15 protein-coding genes are annotated in these 16,856 nt (G+C 61.7%); 10 read left to right on the top strand and 5 right to left on the bottom strand.

The genetic code is table 11. From position 1 onward, the window contains the following. Nucleotides 1-104 precede the first annotated feature (104 nt). Genes cobN through CLAC_RS06500 form a run of 4 tightly spaced genes read left to right on the top strand, consistent with a single transcriptional unit; the run spans nt 105 to nt 6,896 of the window. Complete coding sequence (gene cobN, locus CLAC_RS06485; protein ID WP_053413320.1) at nt 105-3,752, top strand: cobaltochelatase subunit CobN; 3,648 nt, start codon at nt 105-107, stop codon at nt 3,750-3,752. Nucleotides 3,753-3,801: 49 nt separating this feature from the next. Then, entirely contained in the window at nt 3,802-4,461 is a 660-nt protein-coding gene (locus tag CLAC_RS06490) for an FxsA family protein (protein WP_053412207.1), read from the top strand. 2 nt (nt 4,462-4,463) lie between these two features. Beyond that, nucleotides 4,464-6,068, top strand: coding sequence for an apolipoprotein N-acyltransferase (lnt, locus tag CLAC_RS06495; protein ID WP_053412208.1), 1,605 nt, complete (start codon nt 4,464-4,466; stop codon nt 6,066-6,068). A 12-nt stretch (nt 6,069-6,080) separates the two neighbouring features. Continuing rightward, entirely contained in the window at nt 6,081-6,896 is an 816-nt protein-coding gene (locus CLAC_RS06500; protein WP_053412209.1) for a polyprenol monophosphomannose synthase, read from the top strand. Here the strand turns inward: CLAC_RS06500 and CLAC_RS06505 are convergent. Both CLAC_RS06505 and CLAC_RS06510 read right to left on the bottom strand, forming a co-directional pair. Further along, nucleotides 6,862-7,818 carry a CPBP family intramembrane glutamic endopeptidase gene (locus tag CLAC_RS06505; RefSeq protein ID WP_053412210.1) on the bottom strand — a complete coding sequence of 319 codons (957 nt, stop codon included), beginning with the start codon at nt 7,816-7,818 and terminating at the stop codon, nt 6,862-6,864. The two genes, CLAC_RS06500 and CLAC_RS06505, sit on opposite strands and share 35 nt — an antisense overlap. A gap of 58 nt (nt 7,819-7,876) precedes the next feature. Further along, entirely contained in the window at nt 7,877-8,272 is a 396-nt protein-coding gene (locus tag CLAC_RS06510; protein WP_053412211.1) for an RNA polymerase-binding protein RbpA, read from the bottom strand. Nucleotides 8,273-8,371: 99 nt separating this feature from the next. On the opposite strand from CLAC_RS06510, the gene CLAC_RS06515 reads away from it, so the two are divergent. The 5 genes from CLAC_RS06515 to CLAC_RS06535 all read left to right on the top strand — a co-directional run bounded on the left by CLAC_RS06515 (nt 8,372) and on the right by CLAC_RS06535 (nt 12,696). Beyond that, complete coding sequence (locus tag CLAC_RS06515) at nt 8,372-8,734, top strand: hypothetical protein (RefSeq protein ID WP_082313182.1); 363 nt, start codon at nt 8,372-8,374, stop codon at nt 8,732-8,734. A 27-nt stretch (nt 8,735-8,761) separates the two neighbouring features. Beyond that, nucleotides 8,762-9,460 (top strand): YceI family protein, encoded by a 699-nt coding sequence (locus CLAC_RS06520; RefSeq protein ID WP_053412213.1) that lies wholly within the window; start codon nt 8,762-8,764, stop codon nt 9,458-9,460. 127 nt (nt 9,461-9,587) lie between these two features. Next, a complete protein-coding gene (locus CLAC_RS06525) occupies nt 9,588-9,809 on the top strand; it encodes a hypothetical protein (protein ID WP_053412214.1) in 222 nt (73 codons plus the stop codon). 410 nt (nt 9,810-10,219) lie between these two features. Continuing rightward, nucleotides 10,220-11,575: a hemolysin family protein gene (locus tag CLAC_RS06530; protein ID WP_053412215.1), complete on the top strand. Its 1,356-nt coding sequence runs from the start codon at nt 10,220-10,222 to the stop codon at nt 11,573-11,575. A 5-nt stretch (nt 11,576-11,580) separates the two neighbouring features. Continuing rightward, on the top strand, nt 11,581-12,696 hold the full coding sequence (locus CLAC_RS06535; protein WP_053412216.1) for a hemolysin family protein: 1,116 nt from the start codon (nt 11,581-11,583) through the stop codon (nt 12,694-12,696). An 8-nt stretch (nt 12,697-12,704) separates the two neighbouring features. Here CLAC_RS06535 and tpx read toward each other — a convergent pair whose 3' ends face one another. Continuing rightward, nucleotides 12,705-13,202 carry a thiol peroxidase gene (tpx, locus tag CLAC_RS06540; protein ID WP_053412217.1) on the bottom strand — a complete coding sequence of 166 codons (498 nt, stop codon included), beginning with the start codon at nt 13,200-13,202 and terminating at the stop codon, nt 12,705-12,707. 131 nt (nt 13,203-13,333) lie between these two features. Here tpx and CLAC_RS06545 point away from each other — a divergent pair, with 131 nt between their 5' ends. Next, nucleotides 13,334-13,618: an Lrp/AsnC family transcriptional regulator gene (locus tag CLAC_RS06545; protein ID WP_082313184.1), complete on the top strand. Its 285-nt coding sequence runs from the start codon at nt 13,334-13,336 to the stop codon at nt 13,616-13,618. 46 nt (nt 13,619-13,664) lie between these two features. Here the strand turns inward: CLAC_RS06545 and CLAC_RS06550 are convergent, their stop codons facing one another. Then, nucleotides 13,665-15,386, bottom strand: a complete 1,722-nt coding sequence (locus tag CLAC_RS06550; protein ID WP_053412218.1) for an FAD-binding dehydrogenase — start codon at nt 15,384-15,386, stop codon at nt 13,665-13,667. A gap of 79 nt (nt 15,387-15,465) precedes the next feature. Then, nucleotides 15,466-16,797 (bottom strand): class I SAM-dependent methyltransferase, encoded by a 1,332-nt coding sequence (locus CLAC_RS06555; protein ID WP_053412219.1) that lies wholly within the window; start codon nt 16,795-16,797, stop codon nt 15,466-15,468. Between the last annotated feature and the right edge of the window lie 59 nt (nt 16,798-16,856).

A 16,856-nucleotide genomic window follows, 5' to 3' on the forward strand; every position in this document is an offset into this window, starting at 1 on the left:
CTCACGGTCGCGCCACTGTAAAAGTCAGACCTCGCTGTTGGTGTTTCGGTTTACCCGCCGTCTATTGGGGACGCGATGTTCCCCAGGAAGTGACTGAACACACCGTGATCTTGCTCCTGTCCACCTCGGACACCGACCTGCTTTCCGCCCGCGCCGCCAGTCAGGCCTCCGCCGATGTCGCCTATCGCTGGGCTAATCCCGCCCGACTGCTTGACGACGACCTCCCGCGTCTCGCCGAAGACGCCGATGTTGTGGTCATTCGACTCTTGGGAGGTCGCCGCGCGTGGGAGAGCGGCGTTGATTACTTCGTAGGCTCGGGAATTCCGACCGTGCTGGTCTCAGGCGAGCAGGCACCGGATGCCGAGCTGACCGAGTACTCTACAGTCCCAGCTGGTGTCGCCACACAGACCCATATCTATTTGGCAGAAGGTGGGGCCAAGAACCTCGGCACCCTACATAACTTCCTCTCCGACACGCTACTTCTTACCGGCCTCGGCTTCGAGGAGCCCGAGCGCATGCCAGCGTGGGGTCACCTGGAGCGCACATCCAAGCTCGATACCGCTGCCCGCGGCACTGTCGGCATCGTTTATTACCGCGCCCAGCATTTGGCAGGCAATACCCGCTACATTGAGGCCCTGGCCGATGCGGTGGAGGCACGTGGGTACGTCGCCAAGCCAATCTTTGCGGCCTCCCTGCGCACGGCGAGCGAGGAGCTGCTCGACGAGTTCCGCACCTGCGACGCACTGATTACGACGGTGCTAGCTGCGGGCGGTAACCGTCCCGCACTCGCGCAGGCTGGCCAGGATGATGACGGCTGGGATGTCGCGGCGCTCGCCGACCTCAACATCCCGATTATCCAGGGTCTGGCCTTGACCTCCTCGCGTGACGCGTGGGAGGCCAACGACGAGGGCCTCTCGCCGCTGGATGTCGCCACGCAGGTTGCGGTTCCCGAGTTCGACGGCCGCATCATCTCGGTGGCGTTTTCCTTCAAGGAGATTGACTCCGACGAGCTGATTTCCTATGTCCCGGACCTCGAGCGCTGCGACCGCCTTGCGGGGATCGCCACCCGCCACGCCGCGCTTCGCCACATCGCTAACGCCGACAAGCGCGTGGCCCTGATGCTATCGGCTTACCCGACCAAACACGCGCGCATCGGTAACGCCGTCGGCCTGGACACCCCGGCCTCGACTCTGAAGGTCCTCCATGCGCTTGCCGACGCCGGCTACGACCTCGGCGACACCACGGCGATTCCGGGCTACGCCAGCGGCGAGAATGGTACGGACGAGCCGGATAAGTTGATGCACGCGATCATCGACGCCGGTGGCCAGGATCCGGATTGGCTGACCGAAGAGGTCATGGAGGCTGCCGACCTGCGCCTTCCGGCTGCCACGTACCAGGAGTTCTTCGCCACCTTGCCCGGCGAGCTCCGCGAGGACATGGAGGACAAGTGGGGTGCGGCCCCGGGCACGCTCTACGTCAATCCTTCTACGCAGGAGATCTATATTGCGGGCCTGACGTTTGGCAACGTCGTGGTTATGGTGCAGCCGCCGCGCGGCTTCGGCGACAACCCGGTCGGTATCTACCACGACCCGGACCTGCCCCCGACGCACCATTACTTGGCCTGCTATCGCTACCTGTCCCTGCCGCGTGAGCACGGCGGCTTCGGCGCTGACGCCGTGGTGCACATGGGCAAGCATGGCAACATGGAGTGGCTGCCCGGCAAGACCGTAGGCCTGTCGGCCTCCTGTGGTCCGGACGCCGCGATTGGCGACCTGCCGCTGATTTACCCGTTCCTGGTCAACGACCCGGGCGAGGGCACGCAGGCCAAGCGCCGCGCGCACGCGACCCTGGTCGACCACCTCATCCCGCCGATGGCCCGCGCCGAATCCTACGGCGACATCACGCGCCTGGAGCAGTTGCTGGATGAGCACCAGAACATCTCCGCGATGGACCCGGCGAAGCTGCCGGCCATCCGCCAGGAGATCTGGACGCTGCTGACCGCCGCCAAGATGGACCGCGATCTCGGCTGGGAGCAGCGCCCCGACGAGGAAGTCTTCGACGACATGCTGATGCACGTCGACGGCTGGCTCTGCGAGATTAAGGACGTCGCCATCCGCGGCGGCCTGCATATCCTGGGCCAGGAGCCGGAAGGGGAGTCCCTGATAGGCACCGTCACCACGATGCTGCGCGCCCGCCATCTCTGGGGCGGCAAGCAGACTCTGCCAGGTCTTCGAGAGGCGCTCGGCCTGACCGAGGACGGCACAGACGAACGCCACAGCGTCGATCTCATCGACGCCGTCGCCACTGCACTGGTCACCGAGCTGATTACGCGCGCCGACGAGCCCGTCGCCGCCATTACCGCCGAGGTCCTCGACCGCGAAGAATTCTCCGAGCTCTCCGCCCCGGGTGGCCTGGACCAGGTAGTTGAACTGCTGCAGTTTACCCGTGATGAAATCTTGCCGCGCCTGGCCGGAACCAGCGAAGAAATCCCGCGCATTCTACAAGCGCTGGGTGGCCAGTTCGTCCCGGCGGGTCCCTCCGGCTCGCCTCTACGCGGCCTGGTCAACGTCCTTCCCACGGCCCGCAACTTCTACTCGGTTGACCCGAAGGCCATCCCGTCGCGCCTGGCGTGGGAAACCGGCGTGAACCTCGCCGACGGCCTTATCGAGCGCTATCGCGCCGACCACGGCGACTACCCGAAGTCGGTTGGTCTGTCCGTCTGGGGCACCTCCGCTATGCGCACCTCCGGCGATGACATCGCCGAAGTCCTCGCCCTGATCGGGGTGCGCCCGGTGTGGGACGAGGCCTCCCGCCGCATTGTGGGGCTCGAGCCAATCTCACTGGAGGAGCTCGGCCGCCCTCGCATCGACGTCACCGTGCGAATCTCCGGCTTCTTCCGCGACGCGTTCCCTCACGTCATCGATCTTCTCGACGACGCCTTCGGCCTCGTCGCAAAGCTGGAGGAGTCAGATGAGGACAACTACGTGCGCGCGCACGCGTCAGCAGATGCGCAGGAGCGCCCGCGCCGCATCTTCGGTTCCAAGCCCGGCACCTACGGCGCTGGGCTGCTGCAGCTGATTGATTCCGGCTCCTGGCGCGACGACGCCGACCTAGCCAAGGTCTACACCACCTGGGGTGGCTATGCCTACGGTCGCGGAGTCGACGGGGTAGAGGCCGCCGAGGACATGAAGACCGCCTACCGACGAATCCAGGTTGCCGCGAAAAACGCCGACACTCGCGAGCACGACATTGCCGATTCCGATGATTACTTCCAGTTCCACGGCGGCATGATCGCCACCGTGCGCGCGCTGACGGGCTCCGATCCGGAAGCCTACGTCGGTGATTCCACACGCCCCGACGCGGTGCGCACCCGCACCCTGCACGAGGAGACTCGCCGCGTGTTCCGCGCCCGCGTGGTCAATCCGCGCTGGATGCAAGCGATGCGTAATCACGGCTACAAGGGTGCGTTCGAGATGGCGGCGACCGTCGACTATCTCTTCGGCTACGACGCCACCGCGGGCGTTATGGACGACTGGATGTACGAGACGCTTACCGACGAATACGTTGCGAACCCGGACAACCGTGAGTTCTTCGACAAGTCCAATCCGTGGGCGCTGCACGATATCTCGGAGCGTCTGATGGAGGCTGCTGACCGCGGCCTGTGGGAGAACCCTGATCAGGAGCGCCTGGACCTGCTGCGCCAGACCTACCTGGAGACCGAAGGTGACCTGGAGGAGCGCGCGGACCGTTAATCGCTAAGGGCGAACGACCGAGTCCGCCGCGCCTTGTAGTCTGGTGAACATGAGTCGTGTTCTCCCGATTATCTATCTCGCGGTCGAGATTGCAGCCTTCATCGCCCTCGGGCGATGGATTGGCTTCGGCTGGGCCGTTCTTGTGGTGGCCGCACTGTTTGTCCTCGGTGTGATTTTCGCCGCCGTCGAGTTCAAGCGTATTTATCAGAAGTGGCTGCGCCGTACCTCCGTCACGCTGACGGAGTATGGCCAGTCTGATCCGCAGGAGGCTCTGAAGCGGTCGGCTGCCGGTGCCGGTACCTTTTTCGTGGACTCGGCAATCCTTCTAGTCGGATCGATTTTGCTGGCCCTGCCGGGTGTGGTGACCACCTTCGCGGGATTCCTCATGGTGCTCCCTCCGGTTCGCTGGGCTATTCGTAAGACTGGTTCCGCGTCAGTGCTGGGCTGGTTCCATAAGCAGGGCAGCCGCAGCATGACTATCGTGTCTCAGTACGGCGCGAACGGCTCAGCCGCTGGTGCCACAGGTGCCGCCGGAACTGCTGGTGGGTTCCCGGGTTTTCCGAATTTCTCCGACTTCAACTCCGCTGATTTCCCGCGCGACCGAGTAGTCCCGCCGGCCCCCGATAACGCCTGGGATGACAATCACGACAATCACCGTGACCAAGGCCCCGAGGGCACTGACGGACGTCCCGGGGAGAACTCTCAGTAGAGATGCCACGAATTCTTCTTCCCGCGCTGGCCGCGGTCGCCGGTGCTCTCCAATTCCTCAGCTATGAGCCGACCGGCTGGTGGTTCGCCGCTTGGGCCGGGCTCGCGCTGTTTTTCTTCGCACTGCTGCGCACGCCCACGTGGCGGATGAGCCTGCTGGTCGGCTTCGCCTGGGGCACTTCCACCGCGCTGTTCTCGCTACCGTGGATTGGATCCTTCGTAGGTTATTTCCCGTACGTCGCGCTCAGCGTCGTCCTCGGTCTGTTGTCCATGCCCGCATCCTGGGCAATCTGGCGCGTGGGTCACTCCAACTTGCCGATGGGGCTTCGCCTACCCGGCATGGCCGCGCTGCTGGTGGCGGGGGAGGCGCTCCTGCAGCGCTGGCCCTTCGGCGGCTTCCCATGGCTGCGCGTGGCGTGGGGGCAGGTCGACGGGCCTTTGGCGCCGGCCGTGGCGTTGGGCGGCACTGCCGCAGTGTCCTTCCTGACCGCGCTTGTAGCAGTCGGCCTGGTCGCGTTGGCCGGAAAGAAGCTTCTCGCAGGTATTAGCCTTATGGCCTGCGCGCTTGTGGCGGGGTCGGCTCTGCCTTTGCTGCAGCCGGTTCCGGAGGCGTCTGCCGACGCGCAGACCCGCGTCGCTGTAATCCAGGGCAATGTCCCACGTTTGGGCCTGGGGTTTAACGCTCAGCGCCGCGCTGTCCTGCAAAACCACGCCGACGCAACCGCCGAACTTGCAGAGCAGGTCCGAGATGGCAAGGCCGAACAGCCCGACGTCGTGGTCTGGCCCGAGAATTCCTCCGATGTGAGCCCGTTTACCGATTCGCAGGCCGCCCGCATTATTGACGAGGCCGCGGTCAATATCGGCGCACCCATCGTCGTCGGCACTTTCACCTACGACAATGGCACGCAGAACACAATGGTCATCTGGGACCCGAAGCAAGGCCCGACCGACCGACACGAAAAGATCTACCTCCAGCCTTTCGGCGAAACCATGCCGTTTCGAGACCTGCTCCGCCACGTCTCCGCGATGGTGGACCGTGCCGGAAACATGACTCCAGGCGACGGTAACGCTGTAGTGACGACATCTCCGAAAGCCACCGGTGGCACCTCTAGCTCCGCCGATGCCCAGACCACGGGCGCCCTAACCTCGGGTGCGTCGCCGCTAAAGACGGTGAAGCTGGGGCTCGCGACCTGCTACGAGGTCGTCTTCGACGGCGCCTACCGAAACGCGGTCGACCACGGGGCAACGATGCTGGCCACTCCCACTAACAATGCCACCTTTGGGTTCACGGATATGACCTACCAACAGCTCGCCATGAGCCGCATGCGCGCCATGGAGTTCCAGCGCTCGACGTTGGTCGCTGCAACGAGTGGTGTCAGCGCGATTATCGACGCGCACGGAGACGTCGTAAAGCAGAGCGAAATCTTCGAACGAAAGGTGCTCACTGCGACGCTGCCGCAGTACGAGCACAAGACCATCGCGGCACGGTTCGGCCTATGGATTGAGGTTGCGATAGTCGCGTTCGGTATTGTTTGTTTAGTTGGTGCATTTTTGCGCCATCAACCCCGAGTTTGCCGAATCCGGAAGCAATCGGAAGTCATCCACTAAGGAGAATCACGAGTGACTGCCCTGAACGAGTCCACGCTGGTTGTCATCCCGACCTTCAACGAGCGGGAGAACCTCCCCGGCGTCATCGCGCGACTGCGCGCCGCCGAGCCGAAGGTTCACATCTTGGTGGTAGACGATTCCTCGCCGGACGGCACGGGCGAGCTCGCCGATGAAATCGCGGCGGCCGACACCGCAGATAACGGTGGGGAAGAGCACATCTTTGTCATGCACCGCGAAGGCAAGGGCGGCCTGTGGGGCGCCTACCGCGCGGGCTTCGCATGGGGTCTCGAACGCAACTATCAGGTACTCTGCGAGATGGATGCCGACGGCTCCCACGCGCCTGAGCAGTTCCACCTACTCCTGGAAAAGCTGGAGGCCGGCGCCGACCTGGTGATTGGCTCTCGCTACGTTCCGGGTGGAAAGACCGTCAACTGGCCGATGACCCGCCAGATTCTTTCGCGCGGCGGCAATATCTACATCTCGCTGGCGCTCGGCGCGGGTATCTCCGACATCACCGCTGGCTACCGCGCTTACCGACGTGAAGTGCTGGAAACCCTCGATCTGGAGAATATCGGCAAGGCTGCTTACCTTTTCCAGACCGAGCTTGCTTGGGAGGCGGTCCAGGCCGGTTTCGCGGTCGAGGAGGTTCCGATTACCTTCACAGAGCGCGAGCATGGCGAGTCCAAGATGGACAGCAGCTTCGTCAAGCAGTCACTGCTGCAGGTTACGAAGTGGGGTGCGAAGCACCGCGCTAACCAGGTCAAGGATATCGCCACGGAGTTCGGCCGACTGGCTAAGCACGAAGTCGAGCAGCGGTTCCGAAAGTAGCCCCGCGGCGCCAATACGGCGCCACTACGTTGCCGGTTTTCCGGGCTTGTCGTCCCAGGATGACAGAAACGATGATAAGCACAATCGGCACGATAATGCTGGCCTCGACGCCGAAGGCACCGCCAGAGATGAGTTCCGGCCCCGTCGCATGCGTGACGAGCAGGCCGGAACTTTCGTTTCCGGACACTGGGATTCCGTAGACGATTCCCTGCACGGCATTCCATGCGACGTGGATGCCGATGCAGATCCACAGGTTGCGCGTGAGCATATAGACGATGGGGAAGAGCAACCCCGCGGAGGCCGCGATAGAGACCACACTCAGCAACGTCGCGTTGGTGTTACCGGCGTGGGCGAGGCCGAATAGCGCGCCGCTGAGGATTACCGCGCCCCAGGAGCCAATCAGCTCCTCCGCGAGCCGGAAGAGCACGCCGCGGGTGACGATCTCTTCGAAAATTCCCGCAAAGACAGCAATCTGGACCAAAACGTTTGGCCAGTCTTCAGGGTATCCCGTTCCATCGAAGGAGATTCCGCCGAGAATCCAGATGAAGCCGACGATGACGCTAAACAGGACGGCACCCACAACTAGGCCAACTACCGCGCCGACGACAGCCCCACGGGTCAGCTCGGTGACGGGCCGCTTCTCCGCAATTCGAACTGTGAGGTAGTAGGCGAGTACTACAGCGATGAGAACCGGAATCATGCCAATGCTGTTTTCCGTCTGCGTCGGCTGTCCGTCTGGGCCCGGTTCCATTGTTGGCAGCGGTAAGCGCAATATCAGCGTGAACAGCGCAAAAAGTACAAAAAAGTACAGCAACCGCATAAGCGGGTGCTGTACCCATTGGCGCTTTTTCTGCCCAGAGTCTCCGACTTGCCCTGCCTGAGTTTCCACCGGGGTTACAGATTTCTCGGAAGCGTCTGTCATGGCTCCCCAGTGTACCCAGGACTCGAAACTCGGACCGAGCCGGAGACTCAAACGCGAGTTAGGCGTTCTGAGCTGCCTCGGCCTCTTCTGCTTCCTTCTGGGCCTTTAGCAGACGGGCTGCGTTACGACGGCGCTTGCGTAGCAGCTCAACGCGCTCTTCGAGGAGAACATCGAGCTCATCGATCGAACGGCGCTCGCGCAGCATATCCCAGTGGGTACGCGGCGGCTTGACCGGCTTCGCCTCGGTACCTTCGCCCTCGATGAGCTTGCCAACCTGGCCGTTTTTGCACAGCCACTCGCCGGGAAGCTCCGCGTCGTCCGCGAACGGAACCTCGAAGACCTCACCGCTTTCAGTCTGGTACTTCACCATCATTCGTGGTGCGAGGTCGTGATCGCGATCCGTCTCGTAAGAAACGGCACCCATGCGGCTGCCACGAAGAACTCGATCTGCCATGTGGAACGTGCCCCCTTCGGTATAGATAGCCCTTTGACTTAAAAAGCTAGACCACTCATTATAACGACTATTCATCTACTCGTGCCATAATCGTCACTTGTGACGGATAAGACGATTGCCCATTGCCAGTGGTGCGGCCGCGAAATGGAGGTCTCCGCCCGCGGGCGGCGCCGCAAGTTTTGCAGCCAGGCCTGCCGTCAGAGGTCATACGAAAAGCGCGCCGGCGTGGCCAAAGGCGCGTCAATTCCCATCGCCGCTCGCCTCGATTCATCTCCGGGCAAGGCCGCATGCACAGGCAAGGGGAGTGTCGAGCAGCGGATCGGGGATGGGCTCTTCGAAGTCCGCTGCCTCGCCGAAGACCTCAACCAAGCGCTTGCCGACGACATGGGCGCCGACGTTCTCGGTCAGATTGCAGCGGAACTAATAGTGAAAACTAGCGAAGTCGAGCGCCTGCTTCCATAGGATTTTAAAAGGGTTAAGATAGTCCGTATGAATTCTGGCGCCCGGAAATCCGTCATAACGCTAATCGCTGTTGCAGTCGTTGCACTCGCTATCGTCATCGTCGGCCCGGTTTTGTACCGGGTTTTTACACACGAAGGTGTTCGCACCGGTGATTTCGATGCGGAGCAGCTAAAGCCGGCGTCAACCTCGGCGGAGGGCGATTGGAAAATTATCGGCGGGGATGACTCGAAGAATACTTCGGTGGGGTTCACCTTCAACGAGGTTCTTCCGGGCAGCCGCCGCACAACTTCCGCATCGACCCACAATGTCACGGGTGATATGACTGTCAAGGGCAAAAACCTCGAAGAGGCAACGATTGTAGTTGACATGGCAACACTCAATAGTGATATTGAGGTACGCGATGTCAACGTGCGCAACAAGATCCTCAACGTCGACCAGTATCCCGAGGCCAAATTCGAACTAACCAAGCCTCTGGACATTTCGAGCATCCCAGACTCAGGCAAGCGAGTTCCAATCGAGATTCCCGGACGGCTGACCATCCGCGGCGTAAGCAACGACGTCACCGTGCCAATGCAGGCAGCGCGCACGGATGACCTAGTCTTGCTGTCGGGCAATCTGAAGATTAACCGCGAGGACTACAACGTGCTTTCCCCAGAGTTCGTTGCCGCGAAGATTGCCGACGAGGGCGAGTTAAACCTGCGAATCGTCGCACGAAAGCAGCAGTAATTTTTCGTCCATTCGATTCACGCCCCGGCCAGTGGTTTTAACTACACATTTTCGTCACTGTGACATAATGGTGTGATTCAACAGAACCTTCAAACCAAGCCGCCAAGAGTGCAGATTGGGGACGTTTATGAACACTTACGAGGCAATGCTCCTTGCGCGAAAGTTGCGCATGGTCTTACTTATCGCGTTCATCACATTCGTCGCATACAAGGGCGTGTGGTGGCTCGTCGCCGTCGGAGTATTTCTAATCGGCATGACACTATGGCAAAACAAGCGCTTGCGCGAAGAGATCGCAGTGCGCAATGCCGAGGAGACAACATCGGCGAATCACGACGAGCCGAAGCATTAAAAAAACAACAGGCGCTTGCAAACCAGACCGAAGACGCCAGGCACGCACAGTATAGTTGCGCGCAGCTCTGCAAACCGACTCGGCTAATTAATCATTAATCCATGCAGGCCACACGGCCACTATTGATATTTGGCCGATAATATACATTATGACATTCTGGCCGTAGGGCTTCGCTTCCCGTCGGGTTCCGTCGCGCTCGAGGTTGTTAGCCCGGGAACCATCTCCATTACCCCAAAGCCTGAGAAGTCATATAGAAAACCTGCTTCGGAATCGACGATTGAATGTTTGACCTATAACATCGTGGACATGCCTGAACACTCAGACGATCATCAGCCCTCCGAGGAATACCGAAGTTTGGTTTTCCCCAATTCCAGCGAAGTCAGCAATGCCAGCGTCGTCGGTGATGCCGGGTGCTAGTTTCGGCCCTCATCGTCCTCATCGTATTTCTTCTCCTTGTACTGGCTAACGCCATCTTCGTTGCAGTCGAGTTTTCCTATCTGACTGTTAACCGCAATGACGTCCAGCGGGCCGCCGAATCCGGCTCGCGCTCGGCACAGCTGGTTGACCGCGCACTATCGCGCACATCCACGAACCTCTCTGGGGCGCAGCTGGGTATCACCGTCACCAGCCTGGTTGCGGGTTTTCTCACGGGGCCATCACTCGGTGTCCTCCTCGGTGCCGCATTCGGCGCGACGGGCGCATCCCCTGCACTCCTCACCGCGGCCGGCACAACAGGCGCATTCATCATCGCGACCTTTACCCAGATGGTATTCGGCGAATTGGTGCCCAAGAACTGGGCGATCGCCCAGCCACAGCGCGTCGCTAACCTGGTCGTACGCCCGCAGAACCTGTTTATGATCGGTTTCGGCTGGCTCGTGTGGCTTCTTAACGGTTCAGCAAACTGGATTCTGAAGAAGTTGGGCTTCGAGACCGAGGAGGAAGTCGCCAGCGCGCGTACGGCCGAGGAACTCCGCGCCGTTGTCACGCGATCTGGCGATGAGGGCACTATCGATCCACACACGGCCGAGCTGGTGGCCCGCTCGATTGAGTTCGGCAACCGAACCGCGGCGGATGTCATGACTCCCCGACCACAGGTGATTTTCGTCTCTGACCAGTCTGTTTCCGATATGTTGGCGATCGTCGCGGAGTCCGGGCATGCGCGTTTTCCCGTGATGGGTGACGGCGTCGACGACATCCGCGGCGTCATCCACTACACGGATTTGCTCTCTGTGGAGTTCGACAAGCGCGCCTCAACACCAGCAGCGAGCCTCGCCAAGGAGGTACTCGTGGTCAATGACTCGACCACGCTCGATCCGCTTATGCGGCGCCTGCGCGAAAACGTGCACCAATTCGCCGTGGTCGTCGACGAATACGGCGGAACCGACGGCATTGTCACACTCGAAGACCTGGTCGAGGAAATCATCGGCGAGATTGACGACGAGCAGGATGACCGTTCCAAGCTCTTCTCGCGACTAGGCTCGGATACCGTTATTATCTCCGGCCTGATGCGCCCTGACGAACTGGGTGACATCCTAGACCTGATCCTGCCGGAGGGCGAAGAATCCGACACCATCGGCGGCTTCATCACCGAACAGCTCGACCGAATGCCGCGCTTTGGAGATACGGTCACAGTCGAAGCGACCGATCACGAAAACAAGGACGACCAGGACCTGCCCACCGTGGCTCGAGTCGTCTTCCGAGTCGAGCGTATGGCCCGACACCGTGTCGGCCGGATCCGCGTTCACGTCGACAGGCAGGAGGTCTAACCGCTATGTCCACTCCAACATCACTCATCGCCCTCCTTGTCCTGCTTGCCCTGAACGCCTACTTTGTCGCAGCGGAGTTCGCGATGGTCTCGGCACGCCGCGACCAGGTCGAACCCGAGGCCGTCGACGGCTCGGTCGGTGCCAAGTACGCACTGCGCGGCATCGAAAACGTATCCATCTCTCTGGCCGCTACGCAATTGGGCATCACCGCCTGTTCCCTCCTAATCGGCGCGGTCGGCGAACCCGCCATTGCCCACCTCTTCGAACCCTACGTCGTCGAGCTAGGGCTCCCAGAGGGCGCGGCCCACGTCGTTGCGCTAGCGTTCGCCCTGCTCATCGTAACCTTCCTTCATATGGTTGTCGGGGAGATGGTGCCGAAGAACATCGCAATCTCCTCACCCACTCCCACCGCGAAGTTCGTGGCTATCCCCCTGCACTTCACAGTGCTTTTGCTGCGCCCGGTGATCTGGGCGATGAACACCACCGCGAATTTCGTGGTGCGCAAGGTATTCGGCGCCACGCCAAAGGACGAGGTCGATTCCTCCTTCACCTCTAGCCAGGTCCAGGACTTCGTCGCCGAGTCCGGCCGCCAGGGCCTACTCGACAACGACGAACTCGCCCTGCTCCACAAAGCCCTCGGCTTCGAGCACCTCACCGCCGCCGACGTGGTTATGCGGCCGGAGTCGCTTGTCACTGTCGCCCCCTCCGCGACCGTGGCCGAGGTCGAGGCTCTGTGCGCCTCCACCCAGTTCTCCCGCTTCCCCGTCCTGTCCGGCCCACTTCCCGACGGCCTGCAGGGCTACATCCACGTCAAGGATCTTCTCTCGCTTGCCGACGACGCCCGCGACCGACCAATCCCAGCCGAGCTCGTGCGCGAACCGGCCATCGTCCGGGCCGATGAAAAACTGCAAAAGGTAGTTCGCATCATGCAGCGCGAGCAGGCCCACTTTGCCCTGGTCACGGGAATGGGCGAGGGCTCTGGCGTGGGATCAGGCGCGGGCACCGGGGCCAGTGCGGAGTCGAGTGAAGACAAGAAAAACGCGGTTGCCGTGCTCGGCATCATCGCGTTGGAAGACGTGCTCGAAGAACTCGTCGGCGAAGTCCGAGAGGCAACCGCGTAAAGCGAAAATTACTTCACAGCTGCGAGCGCGGCCTCGTAGTCGGGCTCGGTGGTGATTTCGTCGACAAGCTGGGTGTAGACAACATTGCCCTGCTCGTCGGCGACGACCACAGCGCGGGCCAGCAGGCCTGCCAGCGGGCCGTCCTCCTGAACCACGCCGAAGGCCTCGCCGAAGCCGTGGCGGAAGTCGGAGGCTGCCTCTACGTTCTCAATGCCCTCTGCGGCGCAAAAGCGGCCCAGGGCAAAAGGCAGATCGCGGGAGACGTTGAGCACGACGGTGTTGTCGAGGCTCGCGGCATCCTCGTTGAAGTGGCGAACGGAGGCGGCGCAGACACCCGTGTCCACCGACGGGAAGATGTTAAATACGATTTTCTTTCCTTCGAAGTCGCTGTTCGACTTCGTGGAGAGGTCGCCAGCGGTGACCTCAAAGTTCGGGAGCTTCTGCCCCACTGCCGGCAGCTCGCCGGAGACATTTACTGGATTCGACTGAAATGCTGTTTGTGCCATAGTCCCGTTTTACAGTGATTCCGAGCACTCCTCCAGGTGCGACTGCAGGAGAAGTAGAATTGTGACGAAAAAGAAATGCGCGGCTCGAAACTTCGGCGGCGCATTTTCCCCAACGGAAAGGCAGTCTGATTATGACCATGACCACCGCGATTGTTTCCATCGATGTCGAGTCGAAGCTGATTCCGGAGGCCGCGGAGAAAATCGTCAACATCGAAGGCGTCACCGAGGTCTACTCGGTGACCGGCGATTGGGACTTGGTCGTGGTAGTCCGTGTGCAGGATCACGACGAGCTGGCGGAGATCATCCCGAACCTCATCAGCAAGGTTGACGGCGTGATTCGCACGCAGACTCAGCTGGCGTTTCGCACCTACTCCCGCCACGATCTGGAAAGCGCGTTCTCCATCGGTCTCGAGTAAGCCTCAGCTCTCGCCCCCCCCCCCTTCACGCCCCTAGCCTCGCTGCTTAGCGGCTCTCGCGCGCCATCGCCCGGCCCGCCTGGCGGCCACTGAAGATGCAACCGCCGAGGAAGGTCCCTTCCAGGGCATTGTTTCCGTGGACACCACCGCCGCCAAAGCCGGAGGCTTCACCTGCGGCGTAGAGTCCCTCGAACACGCTCCCGTCGGCACGCATGGCCTGGCCGTCGAGGTTGGTCTCGATGCCACCTAGGGTCTTGCGGGTCAGCATCCTCAGGCGGATAGCAATTAGGGGACCATTCTTCGGGTCGAGAATCGGGCTCGGCGCCACCGAGCGAATGATTTTGTCGCCGAGGAAGTTTCGCGCCACGTTGACGTAGTTGACCTGGTAGTCCTTGGCGTAGGGGTTGGCAGTCTGCAGGTCGCGCAGGTGAATCTGGCGGCGCAGATCCTCGAGATTGATGGTCGGCGCGTCAGGCGTCTCGCCCGAGCCAGCCGCGCCCGTGACACGGTTCATGCCCTCGACGAGTTCCTCGAGGGTATCGGCCACGACCCAGTCCTCGCCGTGGTCCATGAACGCCTGAATCGGCGCCGCGACACCGGAGGTCACCTTGCCCACCAGCTTCTTGATGTCCTTGTCGGTAATATCCGGGTTCTGCTCAGAGCCGGAGAAAATGAACTCCTTGGACACTATGTTCTTATTCAGCACGAACCACGAGTAGGTATGGCCGGTGGCGAGGATGTGCTTCATCGTTCCGACGGTGTCCGCACCCGGGATGTACGGCGCGGGCAGGCGTTTGCCCTCCGCGTCGAACCACAGCGCCGAGGGGCCCGGGATGATACGGATGCCGTGATTCGGCCAGATGGGATTCCAGTTCATCATGCCCTCGGTGTAATGCCACATGCGATCACGGTTGACCAGGTTCGCGCCAGCGGTCTCCGCGATTTCGATTCCGCGACCATCGACGTGGGCGGGCACGCCGCAGACCATGTCCTCGGGCATCTCTCCAAGTCGCTCGACCGGCCAGCACTTGCGCACCGCGTCGAGGTTGCCGCCGACGCCTCCCGTCGCGATGCATACCGCCGCCCCGCGGATCTCAAAGCCCTCTCCAGTCTCCTCGCGTGACGACGCCTCTCCCCTCGGCAGCCCATCACACTCGACGAGCACCTTGCCTCGCACGCCGACGGCGCGGCCGTCTTTCACAACGATCTCGTCGACGCGGTGGCGATGCCGATACTCAACCAGCCCGGCCTTTGCGGCCTTCGCCAGCGGCTCCGCGAATACCCGAACAATCTCGGGCCCGGTTCCCCAGGTCAGGTGGAATCGAGGAACCGAGTTGCCGTGCCCGTCGGCGCGCCCCTCGCCGCGCTCAGCCCATCCGACGACCGGCAGGAATTTCACTCCCAGGCCCCGGAGGTAGTCACGCTTCTCCCCTGCCGCGAAGTCCAGATACGCCTTGGCCCACTTGCGGCCCCAGAAGTCCTCTTCGCGGTCGTACTGCGCGGAGTTGAACCAATCCTGCTCGGCCAGCTCGCGATTGTCCTTGACACCGAGACGACGCTGCTCCGGCGAATCGACCAGGAAGATGCCGCCGAGAGACCAGAACGCCTGCCCGCCCAGGTTGTTGGCGTTTTCCTGGTCAACCAGGATGACTTTTCTCCCAGCTTGTGTCGCCTCGTATGCGGCGACCAAACCTGCCAGGCCGGCACCGACGATAACGACGCTGTTGGACTCGTGTGCGGGCGCGGCGTCCCGATTGATCTCGCTCATACTTTAGTTTTGTAACAGTTGAGCGACCGTCACCGAAGCATTTTTAGAAAAATAGTATTGAATTGCTAATGAACTTTCTTTAGCGCCCTCGCCGGGGCGCGTGGATCAACTCCACCTGCACCATAGTCAACCGTCCTGACTCGACGAGCGCCTCCAACAGCGCCAACGAGTAGTCCCAGAGCCTGCGAAACACGCGGTCGTAGCCAATTCCGGCCGCTACCCTGGCGTTGCCGGCGAAGACGCTGCGCTGCAGACGAAGGGTGGTCGCATAATGTGCGGGAATGTACTCCTCCGCGGCTACCCGCAAACCAGTTTCCCGGTCGACGACGCGCCGGAACTGTTCCATTGTCACGAAGTTCAGCTGCGGCCACACATAAGCACGAATCAGCTCGACGCTCCTGTGTGCAGCTTCGTCGAATTTTTCTGTAGCGATTGCCAACTGCGCGACGATGGTGCCACGTTCGACCAGAATCCGCTCTGCACTGCGCAGCCACCGTACCATTCCGGCCTCACCGAAGGTCTCGAGCCGCTCCACGTTGATAACGGCCTCGTAGTCCGAGGTGAACTCACGCGGCGACGGGATGCTCCTACCCACCTGTTCAACACGCACTGCGCCACTGAGCCCCGCTTCCGAGGCTCGTTGCATCACCGACTCGGTGTGGTCGTCCGACACCGTAATCACGTCAGCACCCGCACCGCGCTCAGCCGCCCTCAGCGCAATCTCTCCGCCTGCCGACGGCCATTCGGCAACCCGGTCGCCTGCACGAACTCGTGCCATATCAAGCAAATGGTCAATACAGCGCAACTGCGCGGCCGGCAGGTCGGCCCGCACCACGTTGCGAGGCGCGTCGACGTAAGTGACGTCAACCGCCCACTTAGCCGGTATTCCCGAACGCCCCGCGCCCTTGCCGTTGTTTGGGATTTCCTCGCGGGAGGTCGTCCTCACGCCAGAGGCAAAGAGGCCGGAACCGCCGAAGATGAGGTCGCCGGCAAACAGCTGCAAAAGAGAGGTAGGTAATTCGCCGCCGTCGTCCGAGCCGTCGGAAAGCGAACGGGGTCGGGTAAGCCTGCGCAGACCTCGGGCGAAGGACCCCTCGGGGCCGACTTCGAGACCCGAATCCAGTAGAAGCGAGAGTAGATTCGGGAGTTCTTCGCTGCTCCACTCCCCGGCGAGGAAGGCCTCACCAAGCCCCAGCCAGTCACCTTCTGCAACGCGCGCGTAGAAGGTGGAGTCGGCAATGTGCATGCGTACGCCGGATTCCCCGCCGAGAGCGATGCCGTAGCGCTCGCATAGTCGCTCGAAGGACTTCTCGGACAGCTGGGCGCGGCGGCCGAGCAATTTTCCCTCGGGGATTCGGGCGATGCGCGGCCAACGCTGTGCATCAATTGCCAGCCGGTCTGCTGAATTCACCCTGCCCTCGCTTCCTCGAGAAAACGCGCATTATGTAATGCGCAGAGTACTCGTCATTT

It is taken from the genome of Corynebacterium lactis RW2-5 (assembly GCF_001274895.1).
GTDB classification, from domain to species: domain Bacteria; phylum Actinomycetota; class Actinomycetes; order Mycobacteriales; family Mycobacteriaceae; genus Corynebacterium; species Corynebacterium lactis.